Below are 19,961 nucleotides of genomic sequence, written 5' to 3'. Positions count from 1 at the left end.
TAACAGTTCCGCGGTGACGGCAACATTAGACGTTGGATTCGCGTGGCGGGATGACGCAGGGGCAATTGGGCCAGCCATTAGCACTCTCGCTTCGCGGCTGCTAACCGCCTGTTTTAACGACAAAAATTTTGCAGAGTCGCGAAGAAATCCATAGACAGTTAAGCAACCGTGGGCACAATTCAGCGTTGGGAGGAAGGAGAATCAACCAAGGAAACGCAATGCGCGACAATTCCGAAATGGATCTGATGCTCAGGGGATACGGGCTGACTACGGCTAAGATCCTTTATCATTATCCCGATCACCCGCACCTGCTGCAAAGCTATGTCTGGCAGGACTATGACCTAGCTCCGGAATTCCCGGTGCTGATCCGCTTCATCGAGTTCTGGAAGACCAAGCTCGACGGCCCGCTGCATTCGGTCACCTACACGCATCAGAAGCTGATCGCGCCGAACGAGTGGCGGAAGGTGGATGGGGAGTTTCGGGTGCACTGAGGCGGCGGGTACAGCTGATCTCCCCCGCAAGGGGGGAGATTGGCAGTTTCAGCGCTGGCTTCACACCGCCGGCGGGTTCAACCGGGCGAAGCCTTCCTGGCGGCGATAGGGGAAGTACGGATAAGGCGCCGTCACCGCGCTTGCTTCATCGAGCGCCGCGATCTGCTCCGCCGTCAACGCCCAGCCGACGGCGCCGAGATTCTGGCGCAGCTGCTCCTCGTTGCGCGCGCCGATGATCACCGATGACACGGTCGGCCGCTGCAGGAGCCAGTTGATGGCGATTTGCGGCACGGTCTTGCCGGTCTCGGCGGCGACCGCCTCCAGCGCGTCGACCACCTTGAAAAGCTGCTCGTCCTCGACCGGCGGGCCGAAATCGGCGGTGCCGTGCAGCCGGCTCCTTTCCGGCAAAGGCTGGCCGCGGCGGATCTTGCCGGTGAGCCGGCCCCAACCGAGCGGGCTCCATACCAAGGCGCCGACGCCCTGGTCGAGGCCGAGCGGCATCAGCTCCCATTCATAGTCGCGCCCGATCAGCGAATAATAGACCTGATGCGCGACATAGCGCGGATAGCCGTGCCTGTCGGCCAGGCCGAGCGACTTCATCACCTGCCAGCCGGAGAAATTGGAGACGCCGACATAGCGCAGTTTGCCGGAGCGCACGAGGTGATCCAGCGTCGACAGCACCTCCTCGATCGGCGTCGAGGCGTCGAAGGCGTGGAGCTGAAGCAAGTCGATATAATCGGTGCCGAGGCGCTTCAGCGCCGCATCGACGGAGCGGATCAGGCGCGAGCGGGACGAGCCCCAGTCGGCCGGGCCATCGCCCATCGGCAGCGCGGTCTTGGTCGAGATCAGCACCGCGTCGCGGCGGCCCTTGATGGCCTCGCCCAGCACCTCCTCCGAAGCGCCGTTCGAATAGACATCGGCCGTGTCGAAGAGGTTGACGCCCGCCTCCAGGCAGATGTCGACCAGCCGGCGCGCTTCCTTCGCGTCGCTGTTGCCCCAGTGGCCGAACAGCGGGCCAGAGCCACCAAAAGTTCCAGCGCCGAAGGAAAGGGCGGGCACTTTCAGGCCGGAGGCCCCGAGAGGTCGATAATCCATGTTTTTTCTCTCCTGATTGGATGTCGAAGGATCAGCGCTCAGCACTGCGCGGTGACCGGCTTGCCGATCGCCCGGCCGCGTTCGAGACGCAGCGCCATGAACACGACGCCGAGCGCGGCGAGCGGCACCAAGCCGGCGACAAGGGGGACGGCGCCGAGGCCGGGGCCGTGGTCGATGACGAAGCCGCCAAGCCAGGCGCCGATGGCGTTGCCGAGATTGAAGGCGGCGATGTTGAAGGAGGAGGCCAGGCCCTGGCCGGCGCCCTTGGCCTTCTCCAGCACCCACATCTGCAGCGGCGCGACGGTGGCGAAGGCGGCGGCACCGAGCAGACCGACGGCGACAATCGCTGCTACCGGCTGGTGGATCGCCGCGGCCATGACGAACAGCATCGCCGATAGTGCGACCAGCGTGCCGATAACCGTCGGCACCAGATGGCGGTCGGCAAGGCGCCCGCCAAGCAGATTGCCCCCCACCAGGCCACCGCCGAAGACCAGCAGGATCGGCGACACGGCTCCCTCGGAAAAGCCGGTGACGCGGGTGAGGATGGGCGCCAGATAGGTAAAGGCCGCAAAGACGCCGACCCAGCTCAGCACCGTGGTCAACAGGCCGAGCAGCACCGGCCGGCGGCCGAGCACGGCGAGCGTGCCTTCGGAGGTCTCCTCTTCCTCCATGGTTGCGGGCTGGTCGCGCGGCACCAGCAGCGCGATCACGGCAAAGGCGATGACGCCGATAAGCGTGACGGCCAGGAAGCTCGAACGCCAGCCATAGGCCTGGCCAAGCCAGGTGCCGAAGGGCACGCCGAGGATGTTGGCGACGGTAAGGCCGGTGAACATCAGCGCGATGGCCGAGGCCTTCCGGTTGGGCGCGACAAGGCTGGTGGCCACGACGGAGCCGACACCGAAGAAGGAGGCATGGGCGAAGGCGGTCAGCACACGCGCCGCCATCAGCGTCCAGTAGTCGGGCGCCAGCGCACAGGCGAGGTTGCCGACGGTGAAGACCACCATCAGGGCAAGCAGCAAGGTCTTGCGCGGCAGGCGTCCGGTCAAGGCGCCAAGCAGCGGCGCGCCGACGACGACGCCCAGCGCATAGCCGGTAATGAGCAGGCCCGCGACCGAGATCGAGACGCCGAGATCGGCGCTGACGTCGAGCAGCAGGCCCATGATGACGAATTCGGTGACGCCGATGCCGAAGGCGCCGGCGGTGAGGGCATATAAAGCAAGAGGCATGGCTGCGGTCCGGTTGATCGGGAAGGGAACGCTCAGTCCCGCGCCCCGACACGCAAGATCGTGATCCGCCAAGCTATGAACCAGCCTTGCACCGGGCATATTTTCTGTGAAATAGATTCACGAATGGCGAGACCGGACATCAACCGCTCCGGCGAGGTCGAAGTGTTCGTCCGCGTCGTCGAGGCGGGCAGCTTCTCGGCCGCGGCGCGGGCGCTGCGCATGACGCCGTCGGCGGTGAGCAAGCTGATCGCGCGGCTGGAGGCGCGGCTTGGCGCGCGGCTGATCAGCCGCTCGACGCGCAAGCTGCAGTTGACGCCGGAAGGGGCTGCCTTCCATGGCAGCGGCCTGCGCATCCTCGCCGATCTCGACGCGGCCGAGCGCGAAGCGGCGGCGGGCGCGGCGCCGCGCGGCAGGCTGAGGGTCAACTCCTATGTGCCGTTCGGCCAGCACCGGCTGATGCCGCTCTTGCCGCTCTTCCTGGAAAAATATCCCGAGATTTTCGTCGAAGCCGTGCTGACCGACAGTGTCATCGACCTTCTGGAAGAGCGCGCCGATGTCGCCATCCGCGCCGGGCCGCTGCGCGAGTCACGCCTGGTTGCGCGCAAGCTCGGCCAGAGCCGGATGGTCCTGGTCGCGTCGCCTGCGTATCTTGCAGCGCGCGGCAGGCCACGCGCATTGTCCGACCTCGCTCGCCACAACATGCTGGCCTTCGGCTTCGCCAGGCACATAGAGGGCTGGCCGTTTGTCGATGCGACAGGCAAATCGATCATCATGCCGATTATCGGAAACATGTCGCTGACCGACGGCGAAGCGATGCGGCGAACGACGCTGGCAGGAGCCGGCATAGCGCGGCTGGCGCGTTGGCATGTCGAACCCGACATCGCCGCCGGGCTGCTCGTGCCGTTGCTTGAGGAGTTCAATCCAGGCGACGAGGAGCCGACGCATGCCGTCTATGTCGGCCAGGGCAAGCATCTGCCGGCCCGCGTCCGAGCGTTCCTCGATTTTCTCGCGGAAACCGTTCGTCTCTGAATGAGGAAAGAGCCGCGCGCCAATGGCACGCGGCTCCGACCTGTCTGCCCGAGCGGAATTACGCCTTCGGCACGAACGGCGCGGGACGCCGGCCGGCGCCTTGCCGCTCCAGCATCCAGCCGGGATACTCGGCAGGCAGCGCGCTTACCTCGTCGAGCCTCGCGAGGTCGTCGGCATCGAGCTTCACGCCGGTCGCGGCGAGGTTCTGCTCGAGCTGGTCCATGCGGCTGGCGCCGATGAGGACGCTCATGACAAAAGGTTTGGCCAGCACATAGCCCAACGCCACCGTGGCGACGCTGACATCGTGCTTCCTGGCGACCTCGCGCATGACCGCAACCGCCGCCCAGGCGCGGTCCTCATTGACCGGCGGGAAATTGAAGGAAGCACGACGGCCTTCGCCATTGCCGGGTGCGCCTGGACCGTATTTGCCGGAAAGCAGGCCGCCGGCCATCGGCGACCAGACCATCAGGCCGAGCTTTTCCTCGTTGATCAGCGGCACGATCTCACGCTCGAGATCGCGGCCGGCGATCGAGTAGTAGGATTGGATAGTCTCGAAGCGGGCATAACCATTGCGCTCCGCGATGCCCAGCGCCTTGGCGATGCGCCAGGCCTGCCAGTTGGAGACGCCGACGTAACGGACCTTGCCGCTGGCGACGAGGTCGTCGAGCGCGCGCAACGTCTCGTCGATCGGCGTGACCGTGTCGGTGCCGTGCAGCTGGTATAGATCGATATGGTCGAGCTGCAGTCGCTTAAGGCTGCCGTCCACCGAATCCATGATGTGGCCGCGCGAGGAGCCGCGCTCGTTCGGCCCGTTGCCCATGGCGCCATGCACCTTGGTGGCGATGATAACATCCGAACGTTTCACGCCGAGGTCCTTGAGCGACTGTCCCAGCAACTGCTCGGACTGGCCGAAGGAATAGACATCCGCGGTGTCGAAGAAATTGACGCCGGCGGCGATCGAGCGGCCGACGATCTCGTTGACGCCCTTCTGGTCGAGACTGGCGATCAGGCCCCATTGGGCATTCTCGCCGGCGGCGCCGAATGTCATGGTGCCGAGGCAGAGTTCGGAAACGAATAGGCCGGTGTTGCCGAGCTGATTGTAACGCATGGTGAGATTCCCCGAGAAAGGAGTGAATGTGCACCAAGCAAAATAGGAACGGTCCGTTTCGTTTCAAGTTCTGGCGCAAGCGCGGTGGTCAACTTGATGTGAAGTTGCCAATCAGCGGATCTTGAAACGTCAGACTTCCCAGGGATTGACGACCGTCACGCCCATGCCTTCGAAGTCGGCCACGTTTCGAGTGACCAGGATCAGGTCGTGCACGAGGGCGGTTGCCGCAATGAGGGTGTCGGCGTTCCCTCGCGTACGTCCGGCCGTGATACGGCCCCACGCGAGGGCGACCTCTTCCGTGATCGCCAGGATGCGGTCCGCATTGTCTCGGCGCAGTTCCCGCAGCCAGACGTCAAGCCGCGCTGCCCTGTCGGGGTCGGTCTTGCGCTGCTTGACGATCCCACGTTCGATCTCACCAATGGTGATCACACTGAGACTGATCGAGGTCGGATCAACCGAAGCCAGCCAGGCGGTTGGTTTCGGCAGTCGCCTCTGCGCGTCTGAAACAACGTTCGTATCGAGCAGATACATCAGAGGTCGACGTCCCGGATCATCGTATCCGAGCGGCGGGTGATTTCCTTATGAAACTCATCGTCCCAGCCGGGGCCGGTCAGAAGATATTCAGCGAGCGATTTCTTCTTCCCGGCCAAGCGGTCGTAGTCCTCGGCGGACAGCACGACCGCAGCCCGTTCGCCGCGAAGCGTCACGGTCTGCGGCCCTTCTGTTCGCGCGCGCTGGACCACTTTTGAAAAATTGTTCTTCGCGTCCTGAAGATGCCAGTTCATCCGCCGCTCCTAGCTAGCTTGGCTAGATATAGCGCGATGGCAGCGGATCATCAATCAACCCCAGGGAAAGATAGCGGGTGACGGCGTCACCGGTTGCCGAAGATTGCCGACCCGACCCTGACGCTGGTCGCGCCGAAGGCGATGGCGGTCTCGTAGTCGCCGGACATGCCCATCGAGAGCTTCGCGACACCGGCCTCGCGGGCGAGCTTTTCCAGCAGCGCGAAATGCGGGCCGGGGTTCTCATCGGCCGGCGGGATGCACATCAGGCCTTCGATGGCGAGACCATGCATCTCGCGGCAGCGTTTGACGAAGGCGACCGCCTCGCGCGGCTCGATGCCGGCCTTTTGCGGCTCGGAGCCGGTGTTGACCTGGACATAGAGTTTCGGCGCCCGGCCCTGCCGCGCCGTTTCTTTTGAAAGCTCGGCGGCGATCTTCTCACGGTCGACCGTCTCGATGATATCGAAAAGCGCCACCGCTTCCTTGGCCTTGTTGGATTGCAGCGGGCCAATCAGGTGCAGCTCGATACCGGCAAATGCCGCCTTCAGCGCCGGCCATTTGCCTTGCGCTTCCTGCACGCGGTTCTCGCCGAAGACGTGCTGGCCTGCCTCGATGACGGGGCGGATGTCCTCGGCCGCGAAGGTCTTCGACACCGCCACAAGCGTGACGGCGCCGGGCGCTCGCTTCGCCTCGCGCTCGGCGTTCGCGATCTTCGCCCTGACCGCGTGAAGCTGCTCTACGGCGTTCGTCATGCCACTATCCTGCCTATAGTTTTCATGGTCGGCCGGCTCGCCGCAGTTGACGGGTCCGGCAATCCATGGTGAACACCGCGACGACATTGTCTCGGCTGCCGGCCCAGGCGTGTCGATATTCAGGTGATGCCGGCCTGCAAATGCCGGTTTCCTGCGCTTCCGGTGCTCACGTACTTAAGTACGCTTCGCTCCGGTTCTCGGAACCCGCCATTTTCGGCTCGGCCTGACCTGAATATCGACACGCCTTAATCCAGCACCGCGCACCTGCTTTTTAAGTGAAAAACATCCGATGGCAACCGAACGATACAATCCGCGCACGTCAGAGCCCAAATGGCAGAAGGCCTGGGCCGAAAAGAAGCTGTTCGAGGCCCGCAACGACGACCCGAAGCCGAAATACTACGTGCTCGAGATGTTCCCCTATCCATCGGGCAAGATCCATATCGGCCACACCCGCAACTACACGATGGGCGACGTGGTGGCGCGCTATAAGCGCGCCAAGGGTTTCAACGTGCTGCACCCGATGGGCTGGGACGCGTTCGGCATGCCGGCCGAAAACGCCGCCATGCAGAACAAGGTTCATCCCAAGGACTGGACCTACGAAAACATCGCGGTCATGCGTGAGCAGCTCAAGATGATGGGCCTGTCGCTCGACTGGGCGCGCGAGTTCGCGACCTGCGACGTCGACTATTACCACCGCCAGCAGATGCTGTTCCTCGACTTCGTCGAGAAGGGCTTGGTGACGCGCAAATCCTCCAAGGTCAACTGGGACCCGGAGGACATGACGGTGCTCGCCAACGAGCAGGTCATCGACGGCCGCGGCTGGCGCTCGGGCGCGCTGGTCGAGCAGCGCGAGCTGACGCAGTGGTTCTTCAAGATCACCGACTTCGCGCAGGACCTGCTGGACTCGCTCAACGGACTCGAAGAGTGGCCGGAAAAGGTCAAGCTGATGCAGCACAACTGGATCGGCCGCTCGGAAGGGCTGCTGATCCGCTGGCCGCTGGCGGCACCGGTTGGCGACACACATGAGCTGGAAGTCTACACGACAAGGCCGGACACCATCTTCGGCGCCTCCTTCATGGCGGTCGCCGCCGACCATCCGCTGGCGAGAAAAGCCGCCGAGAGCAATGTCGAGCTGGCGAAGTTCATCGAGGAGGTCCGCCACATGGGCACCTCGGTGGCGGCGCTCGAGACGGCCGAGAAGAAGGGCTTCGACACCGGCATCCGCGTCGTTCATCCGTTCGACGAGAATTGGACGCTGCCGGTCTATGTCGCCAATTTCGTGCTGATGGAATACGGCACCGGCGCTATTTTCGGCTGCCCGTCGGGCGACCAGCGCGACCTCGACTTCGCGAACAAATACGGCCTGCCGGTGATTCCGGTGGTGATGCCGGAAGGCGAAAACCAGGGGAGCTTCCAGATCATCGAGGAGGCCTATGACGGCGACGGCGTGATGATCAATTCGCGCTTCCTTGACGGCATGAAGCCCGAGAGGGCGTTCGATGAAGTGGCGAAGCTCCTGGAGCAGAAAAGCATCGGCGGCCGGCCGATGGCGGAGCGCAAGGTGAATTTCCGCCTGCGCGACTGGGGCATTTCGCGCCAGCGCTATTGGGGCTGCCCGATCCCGATGATCCATTGCGAGGCCTGCGGCGTCGTGCCGGTGCCGAAGGCCGACCTGCCGGTCAAGCTGCCCGACGACATCGAGTTCGACCGCCCGGGCAACCCGCTCGACCGTCATCCGACCTGGCGGCATGTGAAATGCCCGCAATGCGGCCGCGATGCGCGGCGCGAGACCGACACGATGGACACCTTCGTCGATTCGTCCTGGTATTTCGCGCGCTTCACCGCGCCGTGGGCAAACGAGCCGACCGAGCCGAAAGCGGCCGACGAATGGCTGGCGGTCGACCAGTATATCGGCGGTATCGAGCACGCGATCCTGCACCTGCTCTATTCGCGCTTCTTCACCCGCGCCATGCGCGAGACCGGTCATCTCAATCTGGCCGAGCCGTTCAAGGGGCTGTTCACGCAGGGCATGGTGGTGCACGAGACCTACCGCGTCGGCGGCCCGTCCAACAATGGGCGCTGGCTGTCGCCGAGCGAGGTCAGGATCGAGGACGTGGGCGGCAAGCGCCGTGCCGTCGAGATCGCCACTGGCGAGGAGGCGACGGTCGGCGCGCTGGAGAAAATGTCGAAGTCGAAGAAGAACACGGTGAGCCCGGAAGAGATCACCGACGGTTACGGCGCCGACACGGCACGCTGGTTCATGCTGTCGGACTCGCCGCCGGAGCGCGACGTCGAATGGACCGACGAGGGTGCGGCCGGCGCGCACCGCTTCGTGCAGCGCATCTGGCGCCTGGTGCAGATCGCGGCCGAATCTCTGCCCGGCATCAAGCCCGCGGCGGCGAAGGATGGCGAGGCGGGCGTGGTTTCCAAGGCCGCGCACAAGATCCTGAAGGCGGTTGGCGAGGACATCGAGAAGCTCGGCTTCAACCGCGCGATCGCCCGCATCTATGAGCTCGCCAATGTGCTGGCTGCACCGCTCAACGACGTTACCGAGGGCAAGGCCGACCCCGCGCTGAAGGGCGCCTGCCGCGAGGCGGTGCAGATCCTGGTGCACATCATCGCCCCGGTCATGCCGCATCTGGCGGAGGAATGCTGGCAGGCGCTGGGCGGCACGGAGATGGTCGCCGAGCGGCCTTGGCCGGTCTACGATCCGGCGCTGGTGGTCGACACCGAGATCGTGCTGCCGGTGCAGGTCAACGGCAAGAAGCGCGGGGATTTGACAATTGCCCGCGACGCGGATCAAGGTGCCGTCGAAAAAGCGGTGCTGGCTCTCGACTTCGTGCAAAAAGCACTGGAAGGTAAGGCTCCGCGCAAGGTGATCATCGTCCCGCAGAGGATCGTCAATGTCGTTGCCTGATCCGGTGAAGTCACAACCGGTCCGCCTGCGCGGACGCCTGGCGCTCTGCGGCATGGCCGCCGCGCTGGCGCTGGTCTCGGCCTGCACCGTGCGGCCGCTCTATTCCAGCCAGCCGCTGTCGCCCGGATCGCTCAGCGCCTCCGCCGAGCTCGGCTCGATCTCGATCAAGCCGGTCAACACCCGCTACGCGCAGCAGGTACGCAACAATCTGATCTTCGCCTTCGGGCAGGGCTCGGGCGAGCCGGCCTCGCCGGCCTACACGCTCGATCTCGGCGTCACCGAGCTCGTCGAATCAGCGGCCATCGTGCAGGTGCAGACTCAGGAAGACGAGCCGACGGCGGGCACGGTCACGCTGACCGCCAACTACGTGCTCAGGGACACCGCGACCAACACGGTGATTGCCGTCGGCAAGCGCTCGATCCCCTCGTCCTTCGACCGCCCGCGCCAGGAATTCGCGGCCTACCGGGCGCAGATCGACGCCGAGAACCGCGCTGCGCGTGAGTTGGCCGACCTGCTGCGGCTTTCGATCGCCCAGGATTTGGCCAGGCACGGCAAAAAGGCCTAGTTCCTCGCCGGAGATTGGCTGAAGCCTTCCGAACTTCGTCATCCTAGGGCGGAGCAGCCGCGAAGCGGCGTCGCGTAGACCCTAGGATCCATTCCGTTACCTCGGCCTGAAGGTGCGGCGGAGCAGAATTCTGCACCGTTGCGACGCTCGTACGTCACGGAGTGGATCCTCGGGTCTGCGCGCGTCGCTTCGCTCCTTGCTCCGCCCTGGATGACGATCGCGATGGGCGTTCCGGCCAATCGCCAAGGCAGGTGACCTGGCAAGGCATAGGCACTTTGCCACGAAAAAAGGCCGGTGCCCGGCCTTCTTTCCTACTCAATTGCTTTTTGCCTTGCGCAATTCCCGGACGGAAAATTGTTACACTTTTCCTGGAATTGCTCCGGCCTCAGCCGATCTTCTGGCCGGTCTTCGCCCAGTCGGCGAGGAAGGCGGCGAGGCCCTTATCGGTCAGCGGATGATTGACCAGCGCCTTCAGCGTCGCCGGCGGCGCGGTGACGATATCGGCGCCGATGAGCGCGGCCTGCTTGACGTGGTTCACCGTGCGCACCGAAGCAGTCAGGATCTCGGTCTTGAAATCGTAATTGTCGTAGATGGTGCGGATTTCCGAGATCAGCTCCATGCCGTCCGAGCCGGTATCGTCGATGCGGCCGACGAAGGGCGAGATGAAGGAGGCGCCGGCCTTGGCGGCCAGCAACGCCTGGTTGGCCGAGAAGCAGAGCGTCACGTTGACCATGCGGTTCATCTCGGTGCGGATGGTCTTGCAGGCCTTCAGGCCGTCCAGCGTCAGCGGCACCTTGATGGCCACGTTCGGCGCGATCTTGGCCAACACCTCGGCCTCGGCCATCATGTCCTTGTATTCGGTGGCCACCACCTCGGCCGAGACCGGCCCTTCGACGATGTCGCAGATCTGCTTGGTGACTTCGGAAATCTTGCCGCCCGATTTCAAAATCAGCGACGGGTTGGTGGTGACGCCGTCCAGCAGCCCCAGATCGTGCAGCTCCTTAATTTCCTTGATGTCAGCGGTGTCGACAAAAAACTTCATGGCTGTCTCCTTGGGGATCGCCTGGCGCCCGCCAGGCACATGCGAGGGTCCCCTTTGATCTAGAGCAAAGTCGGGGCAAGGTCACGCCCGATGATCGAAGATTCGCCCTTTGTCGCAGCCGCGCCCGTGCTGGTGCCAATGCCCGCCGAACGGCCCTATACCTATGCCGTGCCGCCCGGCATGCGCGTGGTGCCGGGCTCGATCGTGCGCGTGCCGCTCGGGCCGCGCCAGGTCGCGGGCATCGTCTGGGACGGCGCCGTCGAAACCGTCGATACGAAGAAATTGCGGCCGATCGAGGAGGTGTTCGACTGCCCGCCGATCGACAGGGCGATGCGCCGCTTCGTCGACTGGATCGCGCAATACACGCTCTCTGCCCCCGGCATGGTGGCGCGCATGCTGCTCAGAGCTCCCGAGGCTTTCGACCCGGAGCCGTGGATCGAAGGGCTGCAGCGCACGCTGGCCGAACCGGACCGGTTGACCGACGCGCGGCGGCGCGTGTTGGAGACGGCCGAAGGCGGCCTTGCCTGGACGCGCTCGGGGCTGGCGCACGCCGCGGGCGTCTCCTCAACCGTCATCGACGGGTTGCGGGCACAGGGCGTGTTCGAGACGGTGATGATCCCGCCGCGTCCGGTGGTGGCGGCGCCCGATCCCTCTCATGCCGTGCCGGAATTGATGCCTGACCAGAAAGCGGCGGCGGACAAGCTGCGCGCCGCGGTCGCCGCCGATAGCTTTAATGTCACGCTGCTCGACGGCGTCACCGGCTCCGGCAAAACGGAAGTCTATTTCGAAGCGGTGGCAGCTGCGCTCGACCAGGGCAGACAAGTGCTGATCCTGTTGCCGGAAATCGCGCTGACGCACGCCTTCCTGGAACGTTTCCAGGACCGGTTCGGCGCCAAGCCGGCGGAGTGGCATTCCGACCTGCCGCCGCGGATGCGCGAACGCGTCTGGCGCCAGATCGCGGAGGGCGGCGTGCGCGTCGTCGCCGGCGCGCGTTCGGCGCTGTTCCTGCCGTTCAAGGAACTCGGCCTGATCGTCGTCGACGAGGAGCACGATCCCGCCTACAAGCAGGAAGACCGCGTCTTCTACAATGCGCGCGACATGGCCGTGGTGCGCGGCCATATCGGTGCTTTCCCGGTCGTGCTCGCTTCGGCGACGCCCTCGGTGGAAAGCCGGGTCAATGCCAGCCAGGGCCGCTACGATCGGGCCGTGCTGTCGTCGCGTTTCGCCGAGGCAGCGCTTCCCGACCTCAAGTCGATCGACATGCGGCGTTCCCCGCCGGCGCGGGGCGGCTTCCTGTCGCCGGTCTTGCTGGAGCAGATGCAGCGCACGCTGGAGAGGAACGAGCAGTCGCTGCTCTTCCTCAACAGGCGCGGTTATGCGCCGCTGACGCTCTGCCGCGTCTGCGGCCACCGCTTCGGCTGCCCGGTCTGCTCAGCCTGGCTGGTCGAGCACCGGTTTCGCGGCCAGCTCGTCTGCCATCATTGCGGCCATAATGAGCGGCGGCCGGAAGCCTGTCCGGAATGCGGCACGCTCGACCATCTGGTGGCCTGCGGCCCAGGCGTCGAGCGCATCGCAGAGGAAGTGGTCGGGCATTTCCCCGATGCCCGCATCATCGTGCTGTCGTCCGACCTTCTGGGCGGCGTGCGCCGGCTCAGGCTCGAACTCGAGGCGGTCGCCAATGGCGAGGCCGATATCGTCATCGGCACGCAGCTGGTCGCCAAGGGTCATAATTTTCCCGGCATGACGCTGGTCGGCGTGGTCGATGCGGATTTGGGATTGGCCAATGGCGATCCGCGCGCCGCCGAGCGCACTTTCCAACTGCTCAGCCAGGTGACGGGCCGCGCCGGCCGCACCGGCAAGAAGAGCCTCGGCCTCCTGCAGACCTACCAGCCGGACCATCCGGTGATGCGGGCGATCGTCTCGGGCGATTCGGAAGCGTTTTACGAGCGCGAGATCGCCGAGCGCGAACGGGCGGCGCTGCCGCCCTTCGGCCGGCTCGCCGGCATCATCGTCAGCGCCGCGACGCGCGGCGAGGCGGAAAGCCATGCGCGAGGGTTAAGGCGCGCGGCGCCGCAGGCTACCGATCTCTTCGTGCTCGGTCCGGCAGAGGCGCCATTGTCGCTGATCGGCGGGCGGCACCGCTTCCGGCTGCTGGTGCAAGGCGAACGGCGCGCGGACATGCAGGGTTTTATTCGGGCCATGCTGGCGGAAGGACCGAAGCTGCGCGGCTCGGTCAGGGTGCAGGTCGACATCGACCCGCAGAGCTTCTTATAACCGGGAGAGACAGTCCCAACGGAGTGTTCGTTTGTGAAAACCCTCGGCCTGATCGGCGGCATGAGTTGGGACTCGACGGCGATCTATTACCGCCTGCTCAACGAGATCGTGCGCGAGCAGCTGGGCGGGCTGCATTCGGCCAAGCTGTTGCTGTGGTCGTTCGATTTCGCCGAGATCGCCGAACGCCAGCATGCCGGCGACTGGGAAGGCGCCGGCGCTCTTCTGGTGGAAGCCGCGCGCAAGCTGGAGGCGGGCGGGGCCGAGGGCTTGGTGATCTGTACCAACACCATGCACAAGCTCGCCGACACGGTGCAGGCGGCCATATCGATCCCGCTCATCCATATCGCCGACGCCACGGCGCAGGCTGTCCTCGATGCCAGAGTGAAGCGGCCGGCGCTGCTGGCGACACGCTTCACCATGGAACAGGATTTCTACAAGGGACGGCTCGCGGAGAAATACGGGCTGCAGCCGATCGTGCCCGACCAGGGCGGCCGCGACATGGTGCATCAGGTGATCTATGACGAGCTCTGCCAGGGCATCGTCAGGTCCGAATCGAAATCCGCCTATCTCGACGAGATCGGCCGGATGCGGCGCACCGACCGGGTGGACGGCGTCATCATGGGATGCACCGAGATCACCATGTTGATCGGCCAGGGCGATTTCGACATTCCGGTCTTCGACACGACGCGCATCCATGCCGCGGCCGCGGTCGATTTCGCGCTCGCCTGATGCGCTGTACCTAATGTGCCCGCCGTCCTCTGGCGCGCCTTCATTCCCTGGCTAGAATGCCGCTGTTTCAGAACAAGAAATAAGAGGGGGATTTTATGGACTTCGCGTTTCCGTGGCCCGCCAGCCAGGGTGAGTGGCTGGCTTGGTCGAGCGCCGTCGTGACCTTGGCGCTCGGCCTATTCCTGTTCCTGGCGCCCGGGCTTGCGTTTCGCGCGCTGCGCCTGCAGCCGAGGCCCGAGAAAGCGGCGGCGATCGCCGAGGGGCGCGGCCGCATGTCGGGCTTTTATCTCGGCGTCAGCCTGTGCTGCATTCTTCTGGCGCAGCCGCTGCTTTACATGGCGCTGGGCTTCTCTTGGCTGTTCACCGCCTTCGGCCGGCTTCTGTCGATGATGTCGGACGGCGCCAACACCCCTTTCAACTGGGTGTCGATCGTGGTTGAATTGGCGCTGGCGGCGCTGCCGCTGGCCTTTGCCTTCGGCTTTGTACCGTGAATCCGGCGCTTGGGATCGGCGCCAGCCGCCTGATGCGACAAAAGTGCCTGAAAACCATGCCGGACGATGCATTGCGGTCTTAAAAAGCCTGTGCTAGACGGCAATCGACTTTCGACCGGGGATAGCGGAAGCCGCGCCTCCGTGCTTGGAAAAATGCAGTAAGGTCAAAGATTTAGCCAGAGTTCTCGCTCGCGCCAACAATCTGCGGCCTGTCAGACAAGAGAAAAGACGGTCCGTGGCCCAATCGTCATCGCCAATCTCAGCTGTCGCCGAACGCTATGCAGGCTCGCTGTTCGAGCTTGCGCTGCAGGACAATTCAGTCGCCAAGGTCGAGGCCGACCTGGCCAGCTTCGAGGCAATGCTCAACAGCAGCGACGATCTCGCGCGGCTGATCAACAGCCCGGTGTTTTCCGGCGAGGACCAGGCAAGGGCCATCGCCGCCATCGCCGACAAGGCCCAGATCACCGGCCTGGTGGGCAATTTCCTGCGCGTCGTCGCCAAGAACCGCCGCCTGTTCGCGGTACCCGGCATGATCAAGGCATTTCGCCAGATCGCAGCCGACCATCGCGGCGAGGCATCGGCCGAGGTCACCTCGGCGCATGCGCTGACGGCGGCGCAGCAGGCTGAACTCCAGGCGACGCTGAAGGGCATCGCCGGCAAGGACGTAGCCATTGCCATGACCGTCGATCCGTCACTGCTCGGCGGCCTGATCGTCAAGATGGGCTCGCGCCAGATCGATACGTCGCTCAAAACCAAACTCAATTCGCTCAAGCTTGCACTGAAAGAGGTCGGCTGATGGACATCCGCGCCGCGGAAATTTCCGCAATTCTGAAAGACCAGATCAAGAATTTCGGCAGGGAGGCCGAGGTCTCCGAAGTCGGCCAGGTTCTGTCCGTCGGTGACGGCATCGCCCGCGTCTACGGCCTCGATAACGTCCAGGCCGGCGAGATGGTCGAATTCCCGGGCGGCATCCGCGGCATGGCGCTGAACCTCGAAGCCGACAATGTCGGCGTCGTCATCTTCGGTGCCGACCGCGACATCAAGGAAGGCGACACCGTCAAGCGCACGGGCGCCATCGTCGACGCGCCTGTCGGCATGGGCCTGCTCGGCCGCGTCGTCGACGCGCTGGGCAATCCGATCGACGGCAAGGGCCCGATCAAGGCGACCGAACGCAAGCGTGTCGACGTCAAGGCGCCCGGCATCATCCCGCGCAAGTCGGTGCATGAGCCGATGTCGACCGGCCTCAAGGCCATCGATGCGCTGATCCCGGTCGGCCGCGGCCAGCGCGAGCTGGTCATCGGCGATCGCCAGACCGGCAAGACCGCCATCATCCTCGACACGATGCTGAACCAGAAGTCGGTGCACGACAACGGCCCCGAGAAGGAAAAGCTCTACTGCGTCTACGTCGCCGTCGGCCAGAAGCGCTCGACCGTCGCGCAGTTCGTCAAGGTGCTGGAAGAGCGCGGCGCGCTCGAATATTCGATCATCGTCGCCGCCACCGCGTCCGATCCGGCGCCGATGCAGTTCCTGGCGCCGTTCACCGCCTGCACCATGGGCGAATATTTCCGCGACAACGGCATGCATGCGCTGATCAGCTATGACGATCTGTCGAAGCAGGCCGTCGCCTACCGCCAGATGTCGCTCCTGCTGCGCCGTCCGCCGGGCCGCGAAGCTTATCCGGGCGACGTCTTCTACCTGCACTCGCGCCTGCTCGAGCGTGCCGCAAAGCTCAATGACGACAACGGCAACGGGTCACTGACCGCGCTGCCGATCATCGAGACGCAGGCCAACGACGTGTCCGCCTACATTCCGACCAACGTGATCTCGATCACCGACGGCCAGATCTTCCTCGAAACCAACCTGTTCTTCCAGGGCATCCGCCCTGCAGTGAACGTCGGCCTGTCTGTGTCGCGTGTCGGCTCTTCGGCGCAGATCAAGGCGATGAAGCAGGTCGCCGGCTCGATCAAGGGCGAGCTCGCGCAGTATCGCGAAATGGCTGCCTTCGCGCAGTTCGGCTCCGACCTCGACGCGGCAACGCAGCGTCTGCTCAATCGCGGTTCGCGCCTGACGGAGCTGCTCAAGCAGCCGCAATTCTCGCCGCTCAAGGTCGAGGAGCAGGTCGCGGTGATCTTCGCCGGCGTCAACGGCTATCTCGACAAGCTGGCGTTGAACCAGGTCGGCAAATTCGAGCATGGGCTGCTCAGCCACATGCGCTCGGCCGGCAAGGACGTGCTCGATGCTATCCGCAAGGAGAAGGCGCTGTCGGACGATTTGCGCGCCAAGCTCAAGGCCGAGATCGACGCCTTCGCCAAGACCTTCGCTTGAACGAAGCTGGACGGGATCAGGTTTGAAGCATGGCTTCGTTAAAAGACCTTCGTAACCGTATCGCCTCGGTCAAGGCGACGCAGAAGATCACCAAGGCGATGCAGATGGTCGCCGCGGCGAAGCTGCGTCGCGCGCAGGAAGCGGCGGAAGCAGCCAGACCCTATTCCGAGCGCATGGGCGCGGTTCTGGCCAACATCACCCAGGCGATCGGCGGCGGCGGCGATGCCCCGGCGCTGATGACGGGCACCGGCCGGGACGATGTGCATCTGCTTATCGTCTGCACGGCCGAGCGCGGCCTGTGCGGCGGCTTCAACTCGCAGATCGCGCGTCTCGCCCGCGACCACATCCGCAGGCTGCTGGCCGACGGCAAGCAGGTGAAGATCATCTGCGTCGGCAAGAAGGGCTATGACATCCTGCGCCGCGAATACGCTTCGATGATCCTCGAGCGCGTCGACCTGCGCGAAGTGAAGACGCTCGGCTTCGCCAATGCCGATGCGATCGCGCGCAAGGTCATCCATCTCTTCAACGATGGCGGCTTCGACATCTGCACGCTGTTTTATTCGCAGTTCAAGTCGGTGATCAGCCAAATCCCGACGGCGCAGCAGATCATTCCGGCGGCCGCCGGATCGACCGCTTCCGAGGTTACCAATGGCGGCAATGCCGTCTACGAATACGAGCCGGAGCCGGGCGAGATCCTCTCCGACCTCATTCCGCGCAACATCGCCGTGCAGATCTTCCGCGCGCTGCTGGAGAACGCGGCCGGCGAGATGGGCGCCAAGATGAGCGCGATGGACAATGCGACGCGCAATGCCGGCGACATGATCAACAAGCTGTCGATCACCTACAACCGCCAGCGGCAGGCGCAGATCACCAAGGAACTGATCGAGATCATATCGGGCGCCGAGGCGCTCTAGGCACGCGCGGGCGGGGTCCGAGACCTCGCAGCGGCGTGAACAACGGATAGACGAAAAGGGCAAAGACGATGGCGAAAGCAGCTACCCCGAAGACCGCGGCCAAGGAGGCACCGGCCCCGAAAGCGGCAAAGGCCCCCGCAGCAGCCGCGAAGGCCGCCGCTCCGGCGAAGAAGGCGGCCGCTCCGGCCAAGGCCGCGGCTTCCGCAGCCAGCGTTGGGGCCAAGCGCGTCGGCGCCGCCGGCAAGGTCCGCCAGGTCATCGGCGCCGTCGTCGACGTGCAGTTCGAAGATCACCTGCCGGCCATTCTGAACGCGCTGGAAACCGACAATGTCGGCAACCGCCTGGTGCTCGAGGTCGCCCAGCATCTCGGCGAAAACACCGTGCGCTGCATCGCCATGGACTCGACCGAAGGTCTCGTCCGCGGCCAGGACGTCTATGACACCGGCGCGCCGATCTCGGTTCCGGTCGGTCCCGGCATGCTCGGCCGCATCATCAACGTCATCGGCGAGCCGGTCGACGAGGAAGGCCCGGTCGACGGCGTCGAAATGCGCGCCATCCACCAGCCGGCTCCGGCCTATGTCGATCAGTCGACGGAAGCGCAGATCCTGGTCACCGGCATCAAGGTCCTCGACCTCCTGGCGCCTTATGCCCGCGGCGGCAAGATCGGCCTGTTCGGCGGCGCCGGCGTCGGCAAGACCGTGCTGATCCAGGAACTGATCAACAACGTCGCCAAGGCGCATGGCGGCTTCTCGGTGTTCGCCGGCGTCGGCGAGCGCACCCGCGAAGGCAACGACCTCTATCACGAGTTCATCGAATCGGGCGTCAACAAGAAGGGCGGCGGCCAGGGCTCGAAGGCAGCACTTGTCTACGGCCAGATGAACGAGCCGCCGGGCGCGCGCGCCCGCGTCGGCCTGACCGGCCTCACGGTCGCCGAATATTTCCGCGACCAGGGCCAGGACGTGCTGTTCTTCGTCGACAACATCTTCCGCTTCACGCAGGCGGGCTCGGAAGTGTCGGCGCTGCTCGGCCGCATTCCTTCCGCCGTGGGTTACCAGCCGACGCTGGCGACCGACATGGGCGCGCTGCAGGAGCGCATCACGACGACGACCAAGGGCTCGATCACCTCGGTGCAGGCGATCTACGTTCCGGCCGACGACTTGACCGACCCGGCGCCGGCGACCTCCTTCGCCCACCTCGACGCCACGACCGTGCTCAACCGCGCGATTTCGGAAAAGGGCATCTATCCGGCCGTCGATCCGCTGGATTCCACCTCGCGCATGCTCGACCCGATGGTCGTCGGCGAGGAGCACTATCAGGTTGCCCGCCAGGTGCAGTCGATCCTGCAGCGCTACAAGTCGCTGCAGGACATCATCGCCATCCTTGGCATGGACGAGCTTTCGGAAGAGGACAAGCAGACGGTTGCCCGCGCCCGCAAGATCGAGCGCTTCCTGTCGCAGCCGTTCTTCGTCGCCGAAGTGTTCACCGGATCGCCGGGCAAGCTGGTCGACCTCGCCGATACCATCAAGGGCTTCAAGGGCCTTTGCGCCGGCGACTACGACCACCTGCCGGAAGCCGCCTTCTACATGGTCGGCGGCATCGACGAGGCGGTCGAGAAGGCGCAGCGCCTCGCGGCTGAAGCGGCATAAGAAAGCGAATAGCGAATAGGGAGTAGCGAATAGGGAGCAACGGGTTTGGCGAGTTTCTTCACTACTCGCTACTCGCTATTCCCTACTCGCTAAATTGAACATGGCTGAAGCTTTCAAGTTCGAACTGGTCTCGCCGGAAAAGCTGGTTGTTTCCGAGCAGGTCGAGTCGGTCGTCATCCCGGGCGCCGAAGGCGAGATGACGGTGATGGCGCAGCACGCGCCGGTCATGACGACCATCAAGCCCGGCGTCGTCACGATAAAGACCGCAGGCGGCAAGGAAGAGCGCTTCGTCGTGTTCGGCGGTTTCGCCGACATCCTGCCTTCCGGCTGCACGCTTCTTGCCGAATCGGCGACGCATGTGAACGACATCGATCGCGCCGATCTGGCTCGCCGCATCCAGGAGGCCAAGGAAGACGCGGCCGACGCCAAGGACGACGAGAGCCGCAGCAAGGCTGAGCAGTTCCTCAGCCAGCTCACCACGCTGGAAGGCGCGCTGCTGCCGGCCTGATTTCGGCTGCCGGGAAGCGATTGAGAAAGGTGGGGCTTGCTTGCCCCGCCTTTTTTTGTTGGTGCTT

General features: G+C 64.6%; 19 protein-coding genes. 12 read left to right on the top strand and 7 right to left on the bottom strand.

The features are described from left to right. Window positions 1-218 precede the first annotated feature (218 nt). Window positions 219-491 carry an usg protein gene (locus LB520_RS08705; RefSeq protein WP_095769745.1) on the top strand — a complete coding sequence of 91 codons (273 nt, stop codon included), beginning with the start codon at window positions 219-221 and terminating at the stop codon, window positions 489-491. 60 nt (window positions 492-551) lie between these two features. Here LB520_RS08705 and LB520_RS08700 read toward each other — a convergent pair whose 3' ends face one another. Both LB520_RS08700 and LB520_RS08695 read right to left on the bottom strand, forming a co-directional pair. Continuing rightward, entirely contained in the window at window positions 552-1,586 is a 1,035-nt protein-coding gene (locus LB520_RS08700) for an aldo/keto reductase (protein ID WP_224637196.1), read from the bottom strand. A gap of 38 nt (window positions 1,587-1,624) precedes the next feature. Continuing rightward, on the bottom strand, window positions 1,625-2,812 hold the full coding sequence (locus LB520_RS08695) for an MFS transporter (RefSeq protein WP_224637195.1): 1,188 nt from the start codon (window positions 2,810-2,812) through the stop codon (window positions 1,625-1,627). A gap of 123 nt (window positions 2,813-2,935) precedes the next feature. Here LB520_RS08695 and LB520_RS08690 point away from each other — a divergent pair, with 123 nt between their 5' ends. After that, window positions 2,936-3,841: a LysR family transcriptional regulator gene (locus LB520_RS08690; RefSeq protein ID WP_224637194.1), complete on the top strand. Its 906-nt coding sequence runs from the start codon at window positions 2,936-2,938 to the stop codon at window positions 3,839-3,841. A gap of 58 nt (window positions 3,842-3,899) precedes the next feature. Here LB520_RS08690 and LB520_RS08685 read toward each other — a convergent pair whose 3' ends face one another. From LB520_RS08685 to LB520_RS08670, 4 genes are all read right to left on the bottom strand, one after another. Next, window positions 3,900-4,949 (bottom strand): aldo/keto reductase, encoded by a 1,050-nt coding sequence (locus LB520_RS08685; RefSeq protein WP_224637192.1) that lies wholly within the window; start codon window positions 4,947-4,949, stop codon window positions 3,900-3,902. A gap of 129 nt (window positions 4,950-5,078) precedes the next feature. After that, on the bottom strand, window positions 5,079-5,480 hold the full coding sequence (locus LB520_RS08680; protein ID WP_224637191.1) for a type II toxin-antitoxin system VapC family toxin: 402 nt from the start codon (window positions 5,478-5,480) through the stop codon (window positions 5,079-5,081). After that, window positions 5,480-5,734, bottom strand: a complete 255-nt coding sequence (locus LB520_RS08675; RefSeq protein WP_095769739.1) for a type II toxin-antitoxin system Phd/YefM family antitoxin — start codon at window positions 5,732-5,734, stop codon at window positions 5,480-5,482. The genes LB520_RS08680 and LB520_RS08675 overlap by 1 nt, the downstream gene beginning before the upstream one ends. An 86-nt stretch (window positions 5,735-5,820) precedes the next feature. Then, a complete protein-coding gene (locus LB520_RS08670; protein ID WP_224637189.1) occupies window positions 5,821-6,483 on the bottom strand; it encodes a YggS family pyridoxal phosphate-dependent enzyme in 663 nt (220 codons plus the stop codon). 289 nt (window positions 6,484-6,772) lie between these two features. Between LB520_RS08670 and leuS the strand changes: the two genes are divergently transcribed. Together leuS and lptE are read left to right on the top strand one after the other, a co-directional pair. After that, the gene (leuS, locus tag LB520_RS08665) at window positions 6,773-9,400 is read left to right on the top strand and encodes a leucine--tRNA ligase (protein WP_224637187.1); all 2,628 of its coding nucleotides are present in this window, start codon (window positions 6,773-6,775) and stop codon (window positions 9,398-9,400) included. After that, window positions 9,387-9,965, top strand: a complete 579-nt coding sequence (gene lptE / locus LB520_RS08660; RefSeq protein WP_224547353.1) for an LPS assembly lipoprotein LptE — start codon at window positions 9,387-9,389, stop codon at window positions 9,963-9,965. Before leuS ends, lptE begins: the two co-directional genes overlap by 14 nt. Window positions 9,966-10,350: 385 nt before the next feature. On the opposite strand, the gene fsa is transcribed toward lptE, so the two are convergent. Further along, complete coding sequence (fsa, locus tag LB520_RS08655) at window positions 10,351-11,007, bottom strand: fructose-6-phosphate aldolase (protein ID WP_095769735.1); 657 nt, start codon at window positions 11,005-11,007, stop codon at window positions 10,351-10,353. Between the two features lie 90 nt (window positions 11,008-11,097). On the opposite strand from fsa, the gene LB520_RS08650 reads away from it, so the two are divergent. From LB520_RS08650 to LB520_RS08615, 8 genes are all read left to right on the top strand, one after another. Further along, entirely contained in the window at window positions 11,098-13,281 is a 2,184-nt protein-coding gene (locus tag LB520_RS08650) for a primosomal protein N' (protein WP_224637186.1), read from the top strand. Window positions 13,282-13,314: 33 nt separating this feature from the next. Next, on the top strand, window positions 13,315-14,010 hold the full coding sequence (locus LB520_RS08645) for an aspartate/glutamate racemase family protein (protein ID WP_224637185.1): 696 nt from the start codon (window positions 13,315-13,317) through the stop codon (window positions 14,008-14,010). A 95-nt stretch (window positions 14,011-14,105) separates the two neighbouring features. Continuing rightward, window positions 14,106-14,501: a DUF4345 family protein gene (locus LB520_RS08640; protein ID WP_140546140.1), complete on the top strand. Its 396-nt coding sequence runs from the start codon at window positions 14,106-14,108 to the stop codon at window positions 14,499-14,501. Between the two features lie 235 nt (window positions 14,502-14,736). Beyond that, window positions 14,737-15,297: a F0F1 ATP synthase subunit delta gene (locus LB520_RS08635; protein WP_095769731.1), complete on the top strand. Its 561-nt coding sequence runs from the start codon at window positions 14,737-14,739 to the stop codon at window positions 15,295-15,297. Continuing rightward, the gene (gene atpA, locus LB520_RS08630) at window positions 15,297-16,826 is read left to right on the top strand and encodes a F0F1 ATP synthase subunit alpha (RefSeq protein WP_224627961.1); all 1,530 of its coding nucleotides are present in this window, start codon (window positions 15,297-15,299) and stop codon (window positions 16,824-16,826) included. Before LB520_RS08635 ends, atpA begins: the two co-directional genes overlap by 1 nt. A 29-nt stretch (window positions 16,827-16,855) precedes the next feature. Continuing rightward, on the top strand, window positions 16,856-17,740 hold the full coding sequence (locus LB520_RS08625) for a F0F1 ATP synthase subunit gamma (protein WP_224637184.1): 885 nt from the start codon (window positions 16,856-16,858) through the stop codon (window positions 17,738-17,740). A gap of 68 nt (window positions 17,741-17,808) precedes the next feature. Then, on the top strand, window positions 17,809-19,386 hold the full coding sequence (atpD, locus tag LB520_RS08620) for a F0F1 ATP synthase subunit beta (RefSeq protein ID WP_224637183.1): 1,578 nt from the start codon (window positions 17,809-17,811) through the stop codon (window positions 19,384-19,386). A gap of 100 nt (window positions 19,387-19,486) precedes the next feature. Then, on the top strand, window positions 19,487-19,894 hold the full coding sequence (locus LB520_RS08615) for a F0F1 ATP synthase subunit epsilon (protein ID WP_224637182.1): 408 nt from the start codon (window positions 19,487-19,489) through the stop codon (window positions 19,892-19,894). The last annotated feature ends 67 nt before the right edge of the window (window positions 19,895-19,961 follow it).

Origin of the sequence: Mesorhizobium sp. CA12 (genome assembly GCF_020165255.1) — a bacterium.
Taxonomy (GTDB): Bacteria; Pseudomonadota; Alphaproteobacteria; order Rhizobiales; family Rhizobiaceae; genus Mesorhizobium.
This window is presented reverse-complemented; position numbering and strand designations above follow the sequence as displayed.

Excerpts from the sequence above, each read along its gene's own strand:
- LB520_RS08705 (WP_095769745.1), top strand. The coding sequence starts at position 219 with ATGCGCGACAATTCCGAAATGGATCTGATGCTCAGGGGATACGGGCTG.
- LB520_RS08700 (WP_224637196.1), bottom strand. The coding sequence starts at position 1,586 with ATGGATTATCGACCTCTCGGGGCCTCCGGCCTGAAAGTGCCCGCCCTT.
- LB520_RS08695 (WP_224637195.1), bottom strand. The coding sequence starts at position 2,812 with ATGCCTCTTGCTTTATATGCCCTCACCGCCGGCGCCTTCGGCATCGGC.
- LB520_RS08690 (WP_224637194.1), top strand. The coding sequence starts at position 2,936 with ATGGCGAGACCGGACATCAACCGCTCCGGCGAGGTCGAAGTGTTCGTC.
- LB520_RS08685 (WP_224637192.1), bottom strand. The coding sequence starts at position 4,949 with ATGCGTTACAATCAGCTCGGCAACACCGGCCTATTCGTTTCCGAACTC.
- LB520_RS08680 (WP_224637191.1), bottom strand. The coding sequence starts at position 5,480 with ATGTATCTGCTCGATACGAACGTTGTTTCAGACGCGCAGAGGCGACTG.
- LB520_RS08675 (WP_095769739.1), bottom strand. The coding sequence starts at position 5,734 with ATGAACTGGCATCTTCAGGACGCGAAGAACAATTTTTCAAAAGTGGTC.
- LB520_RS08670 (WP_224637189.1), bottom strand. The coding sequence starts at position 6,483 with ATGACGAACGCCGTAGAGCAGCTTCACGCGGTCAGGGCGAAGATCGCG.
- leuS (WP_224637187.1), top strand. The coding sequence starts at position 6,773 with ATGGCAACCGAACGATACAATCCGCGCACGTCAGAGCCCAAATGGCAG.
- lptE (WP_224547353.1), top strand. The coding sequence starts at position 9,387 with ATGTCGTTGCCTGATCCGGTGAAGTCACAACCGGTCCGCCTGCGCGGA.
- fsa (WP_095769735.1), bottom strand. The coding sequence starts at position 11,007 with ATGAAGTTTTTTGTCGACACCGCTGACATCAAGGAAATTAAGGAGCTG.
- LB520_RS08650 (WP_224637186.1), top strand. The coding sequence starts at position 11,098 with ATGATCGAAGATTCGCCCTTTGTCGCAGCCGCGCCCGTGCTGGTGCCA.
- LB520_RS08640 (WP_140546140.1), top strand. The coding sequence starts at position 14,106 with ATGGACTTCGCGTTTCCGTGGCCCGCCAGCCAGGGTGAGTGGCTGGCT.
- atpA (WP_224627961.1), top strand. The coding sequence starts at position 15,297 with ATGGACATCCGCGCCGCGGAAATTTCCGCAATTCTGAAAGACCAGATC.
- LB520_RS08625 (WP_224637184.1), top strand. The coding sequence starts at position 16,856 with ATGGCTTCGTTAAAAGACCTTCGTAACCGTATCGCCTCGGTCAAGGCG.
- atpD (WP_224637183.1), top strand. The coding sequence starts at position 17,809 with ATGGCGAAAGCAGCTACCCCGAAGACCGCGGCCAAGGAGGCACCGGCC.
- LB520_RS08615 (WP_224637182.1), top strand. The coding sequence starts at position 19,487 with ATGGCTGAAGCTTTCAAGTTCGAACTGGTCTCGCCGGAAAAGCTGGTT.